At 32.1% G+C, this 17,322-nt stretch carries 15 protein-coding genes; 8 read left to right on the plus strand and 7 right to left on the minus strand.

The features are described 5' to 3' along the window. The first annotated feature begins 4 nt into the window (after positions 1-4). Positions 5-157 carry a DUF4295 domain-containing protein gene (locus AAEO58_RS05310; RefSeq protein ID WP_113988621.1) on the plus strand — a complete coding sequence of 51 codons (153 nt, stop codon included), beginning with the start codon at positions 5-7 and terminating at the stop codon, positions 155-157. 123 nt (positions 158-280) lie between these two features. Continuing rightward, positions 281-1,261, plus strand: a complete 981-nt coding sequence (gene ftsY / locus AAEO58_RS05315; RefSeq protein ID WP_133607831.1) for a signal recognition particle-docking protein FtsY — start codon at positions 281-283, stop codon at positions 1,259-1,261. Between the two features lie 206 nt (positions 1,262-1,467). On the opposite strand, the gene AAEO58_RS05320 is transcribed toward ftsY, so the two are convergent. After that, on the minus strand, positions 1,468-2,529 hold the full coding sequence (locus tag AAEO58_RS05320) for a serine hydrolase domain-containing protein (protein ID WP_341682533.1): 1,062 nt from the start codon (positions 2,527-2,529) through the stop codon (positions 1,468-1,470). A gap of 108 nt (positions 2,530-2,637) precedes the next feature. Between AAEO58_RS05320 and AAEO58_RS05325 the strand changes: the two genes are divergently transcribed. Both AAEO58_RS05325 and AAEO58_RS05330 read left to right on the plus strand, forming a co-directional pair. Next, on the plus strand, positions 2,638-3,054 hold the full coding sequence (locus tag AAEO58_RS05325; RefSeq protein WP_341682534.1) for a lipocalin-like domain-containing protein: 417 nt from the start codon (positions 2,638-2,640) through the stop codon (positions 3,052-3,054). Between the two features lie 3 nt (positions 3,055-3,057). Continuing rightward, on the plus strand, positions 3,058-3,354 hold the full coding sequence (locus AAEO58_RS05330; RefSeq protein WP_341682535.1) for a DciA family protein: 297 nt from the start codon (positions 3,058-3,060) through the stop codon (positions 3,352-3,354). A 51-nt stretch (positions 3,355-3,405) separates the two neighbouring features. Here the strand turns inward: AAEO58_RS05330 and AAEO58_RS05335 are convergent, their stop codons facing one another. The 4 genes from AAEO58_RS05335 to AAEO58_RS05350 all read right to left on the minus strand — a co-directional run bounded on the left by AAEO58_RS05335 (position 3,406) and on the right by AAEO58_RS05350 (position 10,613). Then, positions 3,406-3,825, minus strand: a complete 420-nt coding sequence (locus tag AAEO58_RS05335) for a nucleoside-diphosphate kinase (RefSeq protein WP_133607821.1) — start codon at positions 3,823-3,825, stop codon at positions 3,406-3,408. A gap of 57 nt (positions 3,826-3,882) precedes the next feature. Continuing rightward, positions 3,883-4,710 (minus strand): formylglycine-generating enzyme family protein, encoded by an 828-nt coding sequence (locus AAEO58_RS05340; RefSeq protein ID WP_341682536.1) that lies wholly within the window; start codon positions 4,708-4,710, stop codon positions 3,883-3,885. 151 nt (positions 4,711-4,861) lie between these two features. Beyond that, complete coding sequence (gene bshC, locus AAEO58_RS05345) at positions 4,862-6,457, minus strand: bacillithiol biosynthesis cysteine-adding enzyme BshC (protein ID WP_341682537.1); 1,596 nt, start codon at positions 6,455-6,457, stop codon at positions 4,862-4,864. Positions 6,458-6,530: 73 nt separating this feature from the next. Next, a complete protein-coding gene (locus AAEO58_RS05350) occupies positions 6,531-10,613 on the minus strand; it encodes a DUF7948 domain-containing protein (protein WP_341682538.1) in 4,083 nt (1,360 codons plus the stop codon). Positions 10,614-10,721: 108 nt separating this feature from the next. Between AAEO58_RS05350 and AAEO58_RS05355 the strand changes: the two genes are divergently transcribed. From AAEO58_RS05355 to AAEO58_RS05370, 4 genes are all read left to right on the plus strand, one after another. Further along, complete coding sequence (locus AAEO58_RS05355; protein ID WP_341682539.1) at positions 10,722-12,911, plus strand: B12-binding domain-containing radical SAM protein; 2,190 nt, start codon at positions 10,722-10,724, stop codon at positions 12,909-12,911. Positions 12,912-13,004: 93 nt separating this feature from the next. Then, positions 13,005-13,490 carry an acyl-CoA carboxylase biotin carboxyl carrier protein subunit gene (locus AAEO58_RS05360; RefSeq protein WP_264368554.1) on the plus strand — a complete coding sequence of 162 codons (486 nt, stop codon included), beginning with the start codon at positions 13,005-13,007 and terminating at the stop codon, positions 13,488-13,490. Between the two features lie 10 nt (positions 13,491-13,500). Next, a complete protein-coding gene (locus AAEO58_RS05365) occupies positions 13,501-14,940 on the plus strand; it encodes an acetyl-CoA carboxylase biotin carboxylase subunit (RefSeq protein WP_341682822.1) in 1,440 nt (479 codons plus the stop codon). Between the two features lie 33 nt (positions 14,941-14,973). Further along, a complete protein-coding gene (locus tag AAEO58_RS05370) occupies positions 14,974-16,515 on the plus strand; it encodes an acyl-CoA carboxylase subunit beta (RefSeq protein ID WP_341682540.1) in 1,542 nt (513 codons plus the stop codon). Between the two features lie 28 nt (positions 16,516-16,543). Here AAEO58_RS05370 and AAEO58_RS05375 read toward each other — a convergent pair whose 3' ends face one another. Together AAEO58_RS05375 and AAEO58_RS05380 are read right to left on the minus strand one after the other, a co-directional pair. Then, the gene (locus AAEO58_RS05375) at positions 16,544-16,870 is read right to left on the minus strand and encodes a DUF6787 family protein (protein ID WP_341682541.1); all 327 of its coding nucleotides are present in this window, start codon (positions 16,868-16,870) and stop codon (positions 16,544-16,546) included. A 4-nt stretch (positions 16,871-16,874) separates the two neighbouring features. Continuing rightward, complete coding sequence (locus tag AAEO58_RS05380; RefSeq protein WP_341682542.1) at positions 16,875-17,306, minus strand: DUF6146 family protein; 432 nt, start codon at positions 17,304-17,306, stop codon at positions 16,875-16,877. Positions 17,307-17,322: the final 16 nt, after the last annotated feature.

Consider the following 17,322-nt stretch of genomic DNA (forward strand, 5'->3'; position numbering starts at 1 on the left):
AGTCATGGCAAAGAAAACCGTAGCAACTTTACAAACAGCTTCTAAAAGATTAACCAAAGCTATTAAAATGGTTAAATCTCCAAAAACTGGCGCTTACACATTCGTTGAATCTGTGATGGCTCCTGAATTAGTTGATGAATTCTTGAAAAAGAAATAATTCATAAAACAATTATATAGATAAGCTACTTTCGTTTGAAAGTAGCTTTTTTATTTTTACATTTGTCAGATAATTGATTTTGCAGTAAATACAAAATCAGTAAAAGCTTAAACCCTATTTAGTATGAGTTTTTTTAAAAAAATATTCTCTTCGGAAAAGAAAGAGCCCGTATTAAACGAGCAAGAGAAGCAAACTTTAGATAAAGGTTTAGAGAAATCGAAAACATCGTTTTTTTCTAAGCTTACTAAAGCTGTTGCTGGAAAATCGAAAGTGGATGCCGAAGTATTGGATAATTTAGAAGAAATTTTAGTTTCTTCAGATGTTGGTGTCAATACTACATTAAAGATTATTGAACGTATAGAAGAGCGTGTTTCAAAAGATAAATATTTAGGAACTGACGAATTAAATAGCATTCTTCGTGAAGAAATTGCTGGTTTATTATCGGAAACTAATTCAGGTGAAGCTACTCAGTTTGAAATACCAGCTAACACAAAACCATATGTAATTATGGTGGTTGGTGTTAATGGTGTAGGTAAAACAACCACTATCGGTAAATTAGCTTACCAGTTTAAGAAAGCAGGTTATAACGTGGTTTTAGGAGCTGCGGATACGTTTAGAGCAGCTGCTATTGATCAATTGCAAATTTGGGCAGATAGAGTAGGTGTGCCAATCGTAAAACAACAAATGGGAAGTGATCCTGCATCGGTAGCTTTTGATACATTACAGAGTGCAGTAGCTCAAAATGCTGATGTTGTAATTATCGATACTGCAGGTCGTTTACATAATAAAGTAGGTTTAATGAATGAACTTTCTAAAGTAAAAAAAGTAATGCAAAAAGTGGTGGAAAATACACCAAATGATGTACTTTTGGTTTTAGATGGTTCTACAGGTCAAAATGCTTTTGAGCAAGCAAAGCAATTTACAGCAGCTACAGAAGTTTCTTGTTTAGCCGTTACAAAATTAGATGGAACTGCAAAGGGTGGAGTAGTAATTGGAATTTCTGATCAATTTCAAATACCAGTAAAATACATCGGAGTAGGAGAAGGAATCGAAGATTTACAAGTGTTTAATAAATATGAATTTGTGGATTCGTTTTTTAAATAAGATTTAAACTGTGAAAGAACTTTTAAAATATAGAACAGTTCAGTTATTTTTAGTGGCTGTTATAATGGCTTTAATTGCCATTCCATTTAGTGATTATGATTTTATATTTCTAACATTAAGATTGGCTTCTTTTGCCATATTTATGTACTTACTGATTAAGTTTACAAGCGGTAAGAAGAAAGCAAAAAAATAAAAAATATATGCTGTTAATTAATAACAGCATTTATTTTTTGCCAAAGTTCGTTGTCAAAGTCAGAAAGTGCAAAATTTGTCCCATCGGCAGCATCCCCCATTCGAATAATAACTAATTTTTTACTTGGCACAACATATATTTTTTGATCATCTTTACCTAGAGCACAATACATGTCATTCGGGGCGTTAGGTATTAAAGTTCCATTAAATTGAAATTGAGTTTGGGGTAATCGATAACTACTTTTCCCATTTAACCACCACATATATCCATAAGCCAAATTTAAATTTTGAGATGTCGAAGTTGAATTTCTGAAGTAAGAATTGTCAATAATTTGATTGCCATTCCAATTTCCTAAATTCAAAGCTAATAACCCAAATCTTGCCATACTTCTTGTGTTGCTTCTGTAAACTCTATTTTCACCGCTTTGAAACCAAAATCCCGTCATTCCTATTCTATCTCTTAATTTAGTATTGAAATAGTTTGTCCAAGTTTGTCCAGTAGATGCAGCGACTACATCTTGTAATTTGACATATACGTTATGATATGCCCAACGTGTTCCAGCATCAGCTACGTATTGTAAATTAGCAGGAGAAACATCATCTCCTAAGGCATCATTTAAACCCGATGACATCGTTAAAAGATGTTTGTTGGTAATTAGATTTTCTTTAGCAATCGGAGCACTTGTCCAGCCTGTTCCAAGATAATCCGAAACTTTATTATTGATGTTTAAATATCCTTCTTGTTCAGCTATACCAGTAACAGTTGCGGTTAATGTTTTTCCTGCACTTGCCCAGTACCAGGTGTCAGTAGCACTGTGACCATTAAAATAGTTTTCCATTACAATTTTTCCATTATGAAGAATAATAAAACCTTTAGTGTTTTTTAACTCTAAATAATCTAATAAAGGTTGTACTTGAGTTTCATTCCATCCAAGTGATGCTATTGTTTTGGTTTCCCATGTAGAAGAACCAATAGGAGGAAAATACATAGCTTCTTCGTTTGATGAATTTCCATCATCTGAATTACAACTCCATAATGAAGTAATAAGGATAAAAAGTAGTGATATTTTTTTCATAGCTAAATTAATTTTAGAACTTATACAAGTTAGACAATAAAAATACAGAATAGTTTAATTCGAATGATTTTTAATTGTAATTTTATAGTCTAATTTGGTAAATATAGTATGAAGAAAATTCTTTTTTTAATTGTTTTAGGCTCAGTTCTTTCGTGTAAACAGAAGATTACGGATGCTGATATTTCGAATTTAAATGGCTATTGGGAAATTGAAAAAGTAGAACTTCCAGATGGTGATAAGAAAGAATATAAAGTAAATGAAACTATCGATTTTTTTAAAATAGATGGCAATAAAGGTATTAGAAAAAAAGTAATGCCTCAATTAGACGGGACCTATTTAACTAATGATATCCAGGAAGATATTGTTATTGCTGTTAAAGATGGTGATGCTACAATTCAGTATAAAACCACTTATGCTAGTTGGAAAGAAGAAATTATAGAGTTGACAAAAGATAAATTAGTAGTTAAAAACGAGCAAGATTTAGAATATCATTATAAAAGACCGGTGAAATTTTCTGTAAAGTAAGTTATGGCAAAGCGATTCAATGAAGAAAGTCCGATAGGAGATGTGTTGAAACAATTTATTTCTCAAAATAAGTTGGAAGCTGGTATGGATGTGGTTAATGTTCGTGATGCTTGGAAAAATTTAATGGGAAATGGCGTGAATAATTATACAACGGAAATTCAATTAAAAGGTTCTACCCTTTATGTAGCTTTGTCTTCTGCTGTTTTGCGAGAGGAATTAAGTTACGGAAAAGATAAAATCATAAGAATGATAAATGAAGAACTTAGGAAAGAATTAGTAACTAATTTGGTTTTACGATAAAAAAAATCCCGATTCATTGAATCGGGATTTTTTATATAATTAATTCTAGAATTAGAATTGCTCTCTTCCTGAAAAATGGAAAGCACCTTCAATAGCTGCATTTTCATCAGAATCAGATCCGTGAACTGCATTTTCACCAATAGAAGTAGCGTATTTTTTACGGATAGTTCCTTCAGCTGCATCAGCAGGATTTGTAGCTCCAATTAAAGTTCTGAAATCCTCAACTGCGTTATCTTTTTCTAAGATAGCAGCTACAATTGGACCTCTTGTCATAAATTCAACTAATTCACCAAAAAATGGTCTTGCAGCATGAACAGCATAAAAAGCTTGTGCATCAGCAATAGTTAATTGAGTTAATTTCAAAGAAACAATTTTGAAACCACCTTCTGTAATCATGTTTAAGATTCCACCAATATGTCCGTTTTCTACAGCATCTGGTTTAATCATTGTAAAAGTTCTGTTTGTTGCCATTTTTTAAATTTTTTGCAAAGGTACCATTTTAATTAGGTTTTGCAATATTGTTTTTTATTATTTTGTAATTGTTCTAGCTACTCTAAAACCATAAAATTCATGTGTTTTATTTGGTTCTGTAGAAATTCGGTTAGCAGGTCTTACATAATTTGGTTGGCTATCCCAAGAACCACCTCTTACGGTTCTTCTTTCTCCCATTTCTGGTCCTCTAGGGTTTTCTCCTTTTTCTTGTTTGTAGAAATCTTTATTGTACCAGTCCCAACACCATTCCCATACGTTTCCACTCATATCGTGTAAGCCTAATTCATTAGGTAATTTTGTTCCAATAGTATGAGGACTTCCTTTGCTATTTCCTTTGTGCCAAGCAACATCATCTAAATTATTACTGCCACTGTACTTAAAAGATTTTGATGAAGCACCGCCTTTTGCAGCAAATTCCCATTCTGCCTCAGTTGGTAATCTATATCCATTTGCTTTGAAGTTGCAAATAAAGTTTGGTCCTTTTTTAGAATAAACGGGTTGAAGGTTTTCTTTTTTGCTTAACCAATTACAGTAAGCAATCGCTTCGTTCCAAGTTACTCCATTAATAGGGTAATTATCTTGCCATCCCCAAGTTGGTTTAACTGGCATTTTCATTTTATTCGCTTTGATGAATTGTTTCCATTCCCAAACGGTAACTTCAAATTTGCTAATTTCAAATGTATTAAGATTAACGGTATGTTCTTTTTGTTCATCAACATCAGCTAATCCATCAGAATCTTTTGAACCCATTTTAAAAGTTCCACCTTGAATTTTGATTAAATCGGTGTCTATAAGACTATTTTTAAATGCAAATAATGTTAAAAGGGTAATTAATAATGTAGAATAAAATGTAATTTTTTTCATAAGTAGGGTTACTAATTTAGGTGTGCAAATATAGCAATAATTTAACATTAATAAGGTAAATTGTTATAAAAATGATTTTTTATCTCAATTTAATGTTAAAAAATTAAATATATTGTTTTTTATCGAATAAAAGTGTTTTTAGTCGATATTTTTAAATAATAACAATGCTGAAGTTTTGCTTTAAAGGTTGTAAATGAGGGTTTAAAAGTGAGAAAAAAGCCTCAAAATTATTTGCTTCGTCGTAAAAATCAGCGAAATTTGATTTTCTTTCTTGTAAAGTTTGATTTGGAAATAATTCGTTTTGAAGTTGAATAATTCGGTCTAGTCTTTCTTTATGAATTCTTTTTTCTGCTTTCAGAAGTTTCTTTTCTAAAGTATCAAGTCCTTTTAATTGTTTTACTTCTTGTGCATTCACAGCGCCTAAAAATGACTTATCGGTTTTATTTGCAATTTCATGTAAAGCTTTAAATTGATTTTTTAGAAATTCTTTTTGTTCGCTGAAATCAATTGTAAATTCTGATATTGCTTTGGTTTTCTCGTTGATTAATACTTGTTGGTTTTGGAACACATCTGCCCAATTAAGATTCAATCTTTCCATTTTTTCAACCTGTTTTTTTGTAGCAACTAATACAGAGTTTCTGAGTAACAAAATTGGAAAGGTAATAGTGTTTGCTTCAAAATTTGATTTTAGCTCTAACCAGTAAGCCAATTCACCTCCGCCACCAATGTAACAAAGGTTTGGTAAAATAATCTCTTGGTATAACGGGCGTAAAATGACATTCGGACTAAAATTTTCTGGATTTTTTTCTAGTTCGGTTAGTATTTCACTTTCGGAAAAAGATAATAAAGTATTATTGATTTTGAAATTTCCGTTTTCAAAAACGATGCGTTCTCTTAAATTATCCTGAATATAGAATAGATTAATTTCTCTCGGATTTACCTGAACATTATATTCTTTTAATAACGGAAGCGTTTCATTTACTTTTTTAAATGAAGTTTGATGTATTAATTCGTTTTTAGCGAAAGGAATAAATAGTTTTTTTAGTTCTGAATCGTCTCCATCAAGGATAACTAAGCCTTCATTTTTAAATAATTCATTTGCTAAATAGCGAGTTGCATCGGCTAAATTATCATGTTCTAAATACGTTTTTTTAAAAAGTTCACGAACGCAATTCGCATTATTTCCTAAGCCTAATTCGTTTGAAAATTTCTCAAATACTTCTTCTAGTCCAGAGTTGTTCAATCTACCAACAGGTCCATTGCTCTCTTTTTTCCATTGAATTTTATTGCCTTTGAAATTGAAGTAATTGATTTCATCAAAATCGTGATCTTCGGTCGCCATCCAATAAATAGGAACAAAATTGTTTTCTGGATAATTATTCTTTAATTCTTTAGTTAAATTAATAACCGAAATAATTTTATAGAGAAAGTATAAAGGACCAGTAAATAAATTTAACTGATGGCCTGTAGTTATTGTATAAGTGTTTGACTTCTTTAAAAGTTCAATATTAGTAGAAGTAGCTTCAGAAATTTCGAACTTTTGATATTGATTTAGTAATGCTTTAGCTAAAATTTCTCTGTTCTCAAATGGAAAATTTTTGCTTTTTTCTTCAATTTGAAGTTTAAAGTTTTCTAATGTTGGAAACCGATTGTATAACGACTTTAATTCAGCCTTTTGGTCTAAATAATCTACAATTAATCTTGAAAAATATCCCGAATTTTGATACGTAATACAGTCGTTTGGCATTTTAGCAATTATTTTTCTGCTAAAATACTAAAAATATAACTCACAAAAAGGGTTTTAACAAAGGCTTATAATTTTATCTTTTTAACGTAAAATGACCTCTATATTCTTTTCCATTTTCTCTTTTTACTACAAACCAATAATCAGTAGAAGGCATTGGATTATCTTGGTAAGTTCCATTCCAGCCAATATTATTTGAATCAAATTGCGTTATAAGTTTTCCGTAACGATCAAAAATAGTTACTGTTAAATTTGGTTCATTTTCCGAAAACTTAATTCTCCAGAAGTCGTTATATCCATCTCCATTTGGAGTAAAATATTTTGGATACATCAATAAATAAACATCTTCTGAACTTACTCCACAACCGTTTTTGTCTCTAATAAAGACTGTGTATTCGCCATTTTCTAAACCATAAAAGGTATTGTTATCTTGAAAATCAATTCCGTTTAAAGAATATTCATAATTTCCAAAGCTATTTGATGACAATAAAACTGAAATTGTGTTTTCATTTTGTGTCCAATCAGAAGTAATAATCTCAGAAATAGTTCCTATGTTGGAGTTTACTACAGTAAAATTTTTAGTAGTAGAACAAACTAAAGTTCCGTGATTTTCTGAAACAGTAACTGAGTAATTTCCAGGTTGAGTAACTATGATGGAAGAGCTTGTTTCACTTGTAGACCAAGTATAGTTGTCATAACCAAAACCAGCATCAATTGTAATTGAACTTCCTTCACAAATTGGCATAACATCATTAATGTTGATAAATGGTTTACTAACTAAAGTTAAATTAAGTGTTACAATTTGGAAACAAGTATTTGGCGATTCAATTCTGACATAGAAAAGGTTATTTCCCAATGATAAATTGTAATTTGAACTATTTTGTACTTCATCTGAAGTTACTTGGTTTTGAGCTCCGTTTAAAGAATTGTAATATTTAAAAATATTTCCAGTCGAAGATATTAGTAACGAATTGTAATTGGAAAGGTTTATTGTTTCAAAACCATTATTCAAATCATCACAAATAGTTTCAGAATAATTGTTGGCGTTTAAAGTGTTGATTAGTTGAATTGAAACAGCTAACCTTGTTTGACTTTCACAACCATTTATAGTTTGTGAAGCATAATAAGTTACTCCATTTTGTAATAGAGTAGAAGTTGGCAAAATAGTATTTCCAGATAAGCTATTATACCAAATAATGTTAGTTCCAGTTATAGCAATATTGTTAAAAGTAGCATTTTCAGTACTACAAAAACTTTGATTTTGATTTCCTGTTGGAGCTGTAGAATTTTGAATAGATACTAAAACTTGTACTCTAGTGCTTTCGCAACCATTTATAGTTTGCGATGCATAATAAGTTATTCCATTTTGTAATGAAGTGGTGTTTGGAAGTAAATTTCCGCCCGTTGCAGAATCATACCATTTAATGTTTTGACCCGAAATTGCAATGTTATTTAACGTTGCGTTTTGTTGGATGCAAAATTGTTGTGGCGATGTTAGTGTTGGTAACACAACTGATGAAATCGTAACATTTTGTGTTTGAGAACTTGTATTTCCATTTCCATCGTCATAATTCCAAGTAATGGTGTAATTTCCAGAATTTGAATATGTTAGTGGGTTTGTTGTTGTTGCAATTATTGTTCCTGCGCAATTGTCTAATGCTGTAGGAATCGTTGAAATAACAGTGTTACAATCTCCAGTAATTATTGGCAAATTTGTAATTGTTGGTAAAGGTGCAACAGAATCGCCAACCACAACATTTAAAGTAACAGTGTTATCACATCCACCAGTTCCTGTAATTGTACAAGAATATTGACCACTGTGAGATGTGTTTGCATTTGGAATTATAGGATTTTGGTCTGTAGAAGTAAACCCGTTTGGACCTGTCCAAGAGTAATTGGTTCCTCCAGAGGCTGTTAGGGTAGTCGTGCCACCAACGCATGCAGGTGAGTTACTTGAAACATTAATTAAATTTGGACTAGTTTCTAGAAACTTCATGGAATAGTAATTTAATAAACCTAGCATATTTTGTTGATGACTACTGCTATCTGATATTAAGTTATTGGAACTGGTTATTCCAGAAGCATAAATGTTGTTGGTATTATCAATAGATAATTTTGTTGCATAATCAATAACGAAACCACCATTAATTGCATTTCCTCCAAGAAATGAACCCCAAATAAAATTACAATTTTTAGAAAATTTACCAATATATCCCAAACCTAGGCCATTAATATTCCTATTGAAAGAACAAGGATTCGTTAGATTTTGATTGCTGGAACGTCCAGTTGCACCAAGGTAAATAGCGTTATTTTTATAAATAATTGAATAAACATTTAAATCATTTAAGTAGGAACCCCAGAGCCTTACTCCAATATTAGATAATTTAGCGAAAAATCCTTTGTATAATTCTTGACTTGTAAATTGAAAACTTCCTGTTGTTGTCATGTTAGAACTACTAGCTGTTTGTCCTCCAATATAAACATTATCTTCATCATCAATTTCTACAGAAAGAATTTGTTCTATATTGTCACCACCATAATAAGATGACCATATTCTGTTTCCATTATTTGAAAATTTATAAATCATACCATCAACTTGTCCATCTGGATATTTAGACTCTTGAAATACTCCATTTGTTGCAATATTAGTCTCACTTCTGGTGTAACCAACTGCTACTATTTGATTTCCTTTTACCACTACTGCATTAAAACTTTCAAAACTTTCTCCTCCAGCATAAGTACTCCAAATAATAGTTCCTGTTGAATCAAATTTTGCTATAAAAGCATCTCCATAACTTGAAGTACTTTGAAATAATTGGGATTGATAATTAGAGTTATAAGCAATTCCTGAAAGACTTGAAGTGCCACCTACAATATATATGTTATTTAAATTATCTATATCTAAACCAAATGCGAAGTCATCATTATTTCCACCAAAATAACTGCCCCAAACTCTGATACCTAATTCATTAAATTTAACAATGTAAGCATCTCTACCTCCTTGATTATTTTCTTGATGAGATCCAACTGTACTAATGTTTATTGGCGACTGTGTTTGTCCAGTTATAACAATATTATTTTGTGAGTCTGCTTTTATGCCACGAATATCATTATAATTAATACCACCGTAGTATGTACCCCATAATCTTGTTCCATTTGTGTCAAATTTTACAATAATACCATTTGTACATAAATATTGTGAAGTAGGAATAGAGTTTTGATGTGCACCGATAGTAGCAAAAGACGAGTTTGATGCTGAAGTTGAACCAGACATATACAAATTGCCGTAGGAATCTATTGTATTATTTACGGTACCTAATGAATAATTATTATTAGTTTTGTCTCCGTATAGTGTTCCCCACAACCTAACAGGAACAGGATCGATTACAATAATTTTATTTGAAGAATTCAAATCACCTTCAAAGCCATAAACATTCTTTTTTATCTTTTTATAGTTGATTTTAATTTCATTTTTACTATTTCCTTGTTCAGTCCAACTCATCGGAATAGTTTCTTCCATTTTCCCAAAACGTAGGTTCATTCGTATTTTGTTTTCAACTAGTTCTGTTTTTCCACCTTCAATTTTTAGTTGAATATCTGAAATTTTCCCACCTGGTTTTACAATGAAATTATATTCCACAACTTTTGTGGAATCATTTGGAATAAAAAAAATAACATCAATTTGATTGTAAATGTTTTGATAAGTAACTTTTTTGTATTTATGAACATTTGTTATGCCATTTCTAGCATGAGCAACATTGTAATAATTATCATAATCTTTAGATTTTTCTTCAGCAATTAATTTTACGTTTTTATTTGCATTCAAAAAGTCAATATCAATTCTATGAAAATTATATCTTAATGAATAATCGGGTGTTTTAATTCCATTATCAAAATTTGGATTGAAAGAATGAAATTCTTTGTCTTTTTTGGATAACGGAATTTTTTCAGTTTCGTAAACGTCATAAGAAAAGCCTTTTTCTCGCAATTGAACATTTAAACCATTAGTGTTTAAAAGATATTTTACACTTGGATTAGGTTTGCTTTTTTGATCAACAATTTGCCCTTTGTTTTCAATAAAACCAATGGATTTGTTATTAACCTGACCAAATGTCAATATAAAGAAGAAAGAAAAAAAGAGTAAAGCTATTGCTCTCATTAAGAAAAATATTTCCACAAAAATAATAATTTAAAAGACATTGTATCCAAATTATTACAAATTAGCTCGAAACGATTTTTAATTTTACCTTTGCAAAAATCTCACGACTTGAAAGACATTCTCTTAATCACACCGCCTTTTACCCAACTGAATACTCCGTATCCAGCAACGGCTTATATCAAAGGTTTTTTGAATATCAAAAATATTTCGGCGTTCCAAATGGATTTAGGTATCGAGGTGATTTTAGAATTGTTTTCAAAAGAAGGTTTAGAAAATTTGTTTCAAGTTTCAGGTTTCAAGTTTCAGGAATTTGAACCAAATTCACAACGAATTTATTCGCTCAAAGACGATTACATCAAAACAATCGATTCCGTAATCGCTTTTCTTCAGGGTAAAAATCCATCTTTAGCACGTCAAATTTGTTCAGGGAATTTCTTACCCGAAGCGTCTCGTTTTGACCAATTAGACGATATGGAATTTGCATTTGGTTCCATGGGAATGCAAGATAAAGCCAAACATTTAGCTACCTTATATTTAGAAGATTTATCCGATTTTATTGTGGAATGTATAGATGAAAATTTCGGTTTCAGTCGCTATGCAGAACGTTTGGGAAGAAGCGCCAATTCGTTTGATGAGTTATACAATCACTTGCAAAACGAGTTAACTTTCATAGACGAAATCACAATCAAAATTCTGAAAGAGAGAGTTGAAGAAGTACAACCGAAATTGGTTTTAATTTCAGTTCCATTTCCTGGAAATTTATATAGCGCTTTTCGTTGTGCTCAGTTTATAAAAGCCAATTATCCTAACATAAAATTATCGATGGGCGGAGGTTTTCCTAATACCGAACTTCGCGAATTAAAAGATAAAAGAGTTTTTGAATTCTTCAATTTTATCACGTTAGATGATGGTGAACTTCCAGTTGAATTACTATATGATTTTGTCACATCGAGTCAAGTCGAGAAGCCTTTAAAAAGAACTTTTCTATTAGAAAATAATCAAGTCGTTTATAAAAACAACACGAAACGTCACGATTACAAACAAGCAGAAGTGGGAACACCTGATTATTCAGATTTGTTGTTAGATAAATACATTTCGGTCATAGAAATTGCAAATCCAATGCACAGTTTATGGAGCGATGGTCGTTGGAATAAACTCACCATGGCTCACGGTTGTTATTGGGGAAAATGTACGTTTTGTGATATTTCTTTAGATTACATTAAGCTTTACGAACCTATAGCTGCTAAAATTCTAGTAGACAGAATGGAAGAATTAATCGCTCAAACAGGCGAAAACGGATTCCATTTTGTAGATGAAGCAGCGCCACCAGCTTTAATGCGAGAAGTAGCTTTAGAAATCATTAAGCGAAAATTAGTAGTCACTTGGTGGACCAACATTCGTTTTGAAAAAAGTTTTACAGCTGATTTATGTTTGTTGTTGAAAGAATCAGGTTGTATCGCAGTTTCTGGTGGATTAGAAGTAGCCTCTGACCGACTTTTAGAATTAATAAAAAAAGGAGTAACAGTTGAACAAGTAGCTCAAGTTACTCGAAATTTCACCGAATCAGGAATTATGGTTCATGCGTATTTGATGTACGGTTATCCAACACAAACGATTCAAGAAACCGTTGATAGTTTGGAAATGGTACGTCAGTTATTTGAACTCGGTGTTTTACAAAGTGGTTTTTGGCATCAATTTGCCATGACAGCGCATTCTCCAGTGGGAATGTTTCCCGAAGAATTCGGAGTAATTCCAGAGCAGAATGAAATTACTTTTGCTAATAACGACATCAATTTTAAAGACAAAACCGGAATCAATCATGATAAGTTTAGTTTCGGATTAAAGAAGTCGTTGTTCAATTATATGCATGGAATCTGTTTCGATTACGATTTGCAAGATTGGTTCGATTTCAAAATCCCAAAAACAAAAATTCCTTCTGATTTCATTTATAATTGTCTTGAAAAAGAACAAAATTTCAACACGAAACCCAATGCGAAAATCGTTTGGATAGGAGGAAAGCCTCAAATCGAAATCTTCACCAAATCGAAAAAAGGAACTTCATGGGAAATGATGAAATTAACGTTTCACAATAAAACTCAAACCTATGATATTTCGGTAAATGCAGAAGAAGGAAAGTGGTTGGTTAATATCTTAGAGAAAATTTCGGTTTACTCAGATAACAAAATGACTTTTTCACAGCTAAAATCTGATTTTGAACAACAATTTGACGATTTTGAATTATTTTGGTATTCAAAACCAATTATGACTATGCGACAATTTGGATTGTTAACTTTGTAAATTAGCTATAGTATTTTTACAAATTTTATGAGAATTATCAGTTTAGAAAACGTTTTCTTTTTGTAAGTTTACGTCGACTAAAAATAATCTCATATGAGCACAAATTATAAACTTTTAGTAAACAATTCTGCTTCGTTTGAAGTTACTGAAAACGATCTTCAAAAATTAGATGCCGTAAAGGTAGATGAAGCTAAGTTTCATGTGCTAAAAGATAACAAACCCTACAAGGCTGAAATTGTTTCAGCTGATTTTCTTTCTAAAAAATATACCGTAAAAGTTAACAACAACACTTATGATGTTGCTATTTCTGATGCTTTAGATGAATTAATCAAAAGCATGGGAATTGAACGTGGTAGAACAAAAGTGGTGAACGCTATTAAAGCTCCAATGCCAGGTTTGATTTTAGAAATCAACGTTTCTGTTGGACAAGAAGTAAAAGAAAATGATCCTTTATTGATTTTAGAAGCAATGAAAATGGAAAACTGTTTCCTTTCGCCAAGAGACGGAGTTATCAAATCGATTGCCGTTGAAAAAGGAAACGCTGTAGATAAAGGACAATTGTTAATTGAATTCGAATAACATGAAAGAAATTAAAAAAATATTAGTTGCCAATCGTGGTGAAATTGCTATCAGAGTAATGAAAACCGCGAAAAAAATGGGAATCAAAACTGTTGCTGTTTATTCGTCAGCCGATAGAAATGCATTGCATGTAAAATATGCTGATGAAGCAGTTTTAATTGGAGAAGCAGCTTCGAGTCAATCGTATTTACGTGGTGATAAAATCATCGAAGTTTGTAAAGAATTGGGTGTTGATGCTGTTCATCCAGGTTATGGCTTCTTAAGTGAAAATTCACATTTTGCAGAAGAATGTGAAAAGAACAATATCATTTTCATCGGACCAAAATCGAAAGCCATCGAAATGATGGGAAATAAATTAGCGGCTAAAGATGCTGTTAAAGATTACAACATCCCAATGGTTCCAGGAACAGAAGATGCTATTACAGATATCGAAGCAGCAAAGAAAATTGCTACAGAAATTGGTTTTCCTATTCTAATCAAAGCCTCAGCAGGTGGTGGTGGAAAAGGTATGCGTATAGTAGAAAAAGCAGAAGACTTCGTTTCTCAAATGGATAGAGCGATTTCAGAAGCAACAAATGCTTTTGGAGATGGTTCGGTTTTCATTGAAAAATATGTTACGAAACCACGTCACATTGAAATTCAAGTAATGGCGGATAGTCATGGTAATATTGTCTATGTTTTCGAAAGAGAATGTAGCATCCAACGTCGTCACCAAAAAGTAGTAGAGGAAGCGCCTTCAGCAATTTTAACTCCAGAAAAACGTAAAGAAATGGGTGAGGCTGCAGTTAAAGTAGCAAAAGCTTGTGATTACTTAGGAGCAGGAACTGTCGAATTTTTGATGGATGCTGACCATAATTTCTACTTTTTAGAAATGAATACACGTTTGCAAGTCGAACACCCAGTTTCAGAATTAATTTCAGGATTGGATTTAGTAGAATTGCAAATTCGTGTTGCTCGTGGCGAAGCGTTACCAATGAAACAAGAAGATTTGCAAATCAAAGGTCACGCAATGGAACTTCGTGTGTATGCAGAAGATCCAATGAATGATTTCTTGCCAAATGTTGGTTTCTTAAGTACTTATAAATTACCAGAAGGAGAAGGAATTCGTGTTGATAACGGAATTGAAGAAGGAATGGATGTGCCAATTTATTACGATCCAATGCTTTCTAAATTAATTACGTACGGAAACACACGTGAAGAATCAATCGAATTAATGATTAAAGCAATTGATAATTATTTGGTTGAAGGAGTTGCAACAACCTTACCATTCGGGAAATTTGTAATGGAGCATGAAGCATTCCGTTCAGGAGATTTTGATACTGGATTTGTAAAAGCGTATTACGATGCTGAAAAACTAAAATCAAAATTAGATATTGAAGCTGAAATTGCAGCAATGATTGCATTTCAACAATACGTTGAAGATCAAAAAGTGTTAAGATTGCCTAATTAATTGGCAAATTGTCTAATTGACTCATTACAAAAAATGGAAGATAAAATTAAAGTATTAAACGATAAAATAGCTTTAGCCAAATTAGGTGGAGGCGAAAAAAGAATTGCGTCGCATCATGCTAAAAAGAAATTAACGGCAAGAGAACGTGTAGAATACCTTTTAGATGAAGGTTCTTTTGAAGAAATTGGTATGTTAGTTACACACCGTACAACCGATTTCGGAATGGAAAAAGAAGTCTATTACGGCGACGGAGTTGTAACAGGTTACGGAACTATCGATGGAAGATTAGTCTATGTTTTTGCACAAGATTTTACGGTTTTTGGAGGTTCGTTATCGGAAACCCATGCAGAAAAAATCTGTAAAGTAATGGATATGGCACTTCGCAGCGGTGCTCCAATGATTGGACTAAACGATTCAGGTGGTGCTCGTATTCAAGAAGGAGTTCGTTCTTTAGGTGGATATGCCGATATTTTCTACAGAAACGTTCAGGCGTCTGGAGTTATTCCTCAAATTTCAGCTATTATGGGACCATGTGCTGGTGGAGCCGTTTATTCTCCAGCTATGACCGATTTTACTATGATGGTGGAAGGCAATAGTTATATGTTCGTAACCGGACCAAACGTAGTAAAAACCGTTACCAATGAAGAAGTAACTTCAGAAGAATTAGGTGGAGCAGCTACTCATGCATCAAAATCTGGAGTTTGTCATATTACTTCACCAAACGGAATCGAATGTTTGGAAGATATCAAAAGATTGTTGAGCTATGTGCCTCAAAATAATAGAGAAACAACTCCTAAATTGCCTTATATAGTAGGTGATGAGGTTCGTGAAAAATTAGATACGCTTGTGCCTGATAGTGCTAACAAACCTTATGATATGCACGAAGTAATTGGTGGTATTATCGATGAAGATTCGTTCTTTGAAATTCATAAAGATTTTGCTGAAAATATTATTGTTGGTTTTGCTCGTTTAGGAGGAAGAAGTATCGGAATTGTAGCCAACCAACCAATGGTTTTAGCAGGTTGTTTAGATGTAAATAGTTCGATTAAAGCAGCTCGATTTGTGCGTTTTTGTGATTGTTTCAATATTCCATTATTAGTGTTAGAAGATGTACCAGGTTTCTTGCCAGGAACCGATCAAGAATGGAACGGAATCATCACACATGGAGCTAAATTATTATACGCATTCAGCGAAGCTACAGTGCCAAGAGTTACCGTAATTACTCGTAAAGCGTATGGTGGTGCTTATGACGTTATGAATTCAAAACACATTGGAGCTGATATGAATTTTGCTTGGCCAAGTGCAGAAATTGCGGTAATGGGAGCAAAAGGAGCTTCAGAAATTATCTTCAAAAAAGAAATTAGTGAAGCAGCTGATCCAGTAGCTAAATTAGCAGAAAAAGAAGCAGAATATGCAGAGTTATTCGCTAATCCATACACTGCAGCGCAACGTGGATTTATCGATGAGGTAATTTTACCAAGAGATACTCGTAGAAAACTGATGAAAGCATTTAGTATGCTGGAAAATAAAACAGTTGATACTCCAAAACGAAAACACGGAAATATTCCTTTATAATAAGAAAGGCCGACTTTTAGTCGGTCTTTTATTTTTTTATTTTAGAATCAACATATTTGCCTATGAATCCTAATTTCATTCGATTTAGCATTTTCTTTTCAAATTCCCAAAAGAATGCAAATTGTCCAAATATAGCTCCAATGATAACTAACATTACTTGATAAACAGGGAAAATAATTAATAATCTAAAAGGCCAATACAACCAAAGTGATAAATTTTCTTTTGTAATTCCTAACGCAGAAGTTACAGGTTTAGATAAATAGGCTGCGGTTGAACCAGTAATAGCAAATACTATAAAAATAATTACTAATTGCCAATTTGAAGTTACATTCCAACGTTCTTTTAGTTTGTTCATAAAATTAAATTCTCGGTGTAAATCCACCTAATTTTTGATTGTTTGTTAGTTGAAAATAGACCAAATAGTTATAAATCATGTAATTTACTTCATAACCATAATTGGTAGTACTATCATAATTAATTGTCATTTCATATAAATTTGGATTGTATTGTAAAGGTAACATGGCTCTTCTGTTCCATTCTAATATCCAAATTCTATTTCTTGATTCTAAATAGGATTGAGAATAGTAATTTCTCGGTTTTGCATAACTGTTAAACCAGGACGAAAATCCTATATCAATAATAAGAACTTCATACTCAATCTCTTCATTTGATATACGAATAGTATCGCTTTCTAGTTTTGGTTTATTATCAAAACTTTTTTTGTCCTGAGAAACCGAACAAGCTATCAGGAAAAAAAATAAAGCAGATAAAAGTAATAATACACGTTTCATAGCTCCTTGATTTAAA

The sequence above is a fragment of the Flavobacterium helocola genome (genome assembly GCF_038289885.1).
Lineage (GTDB): Bacteria > Bacteroidota > Bacteroidia > Flavobacteriales > Flavobacteriaceae > Flavobacterium > Flavobacterium cheniae.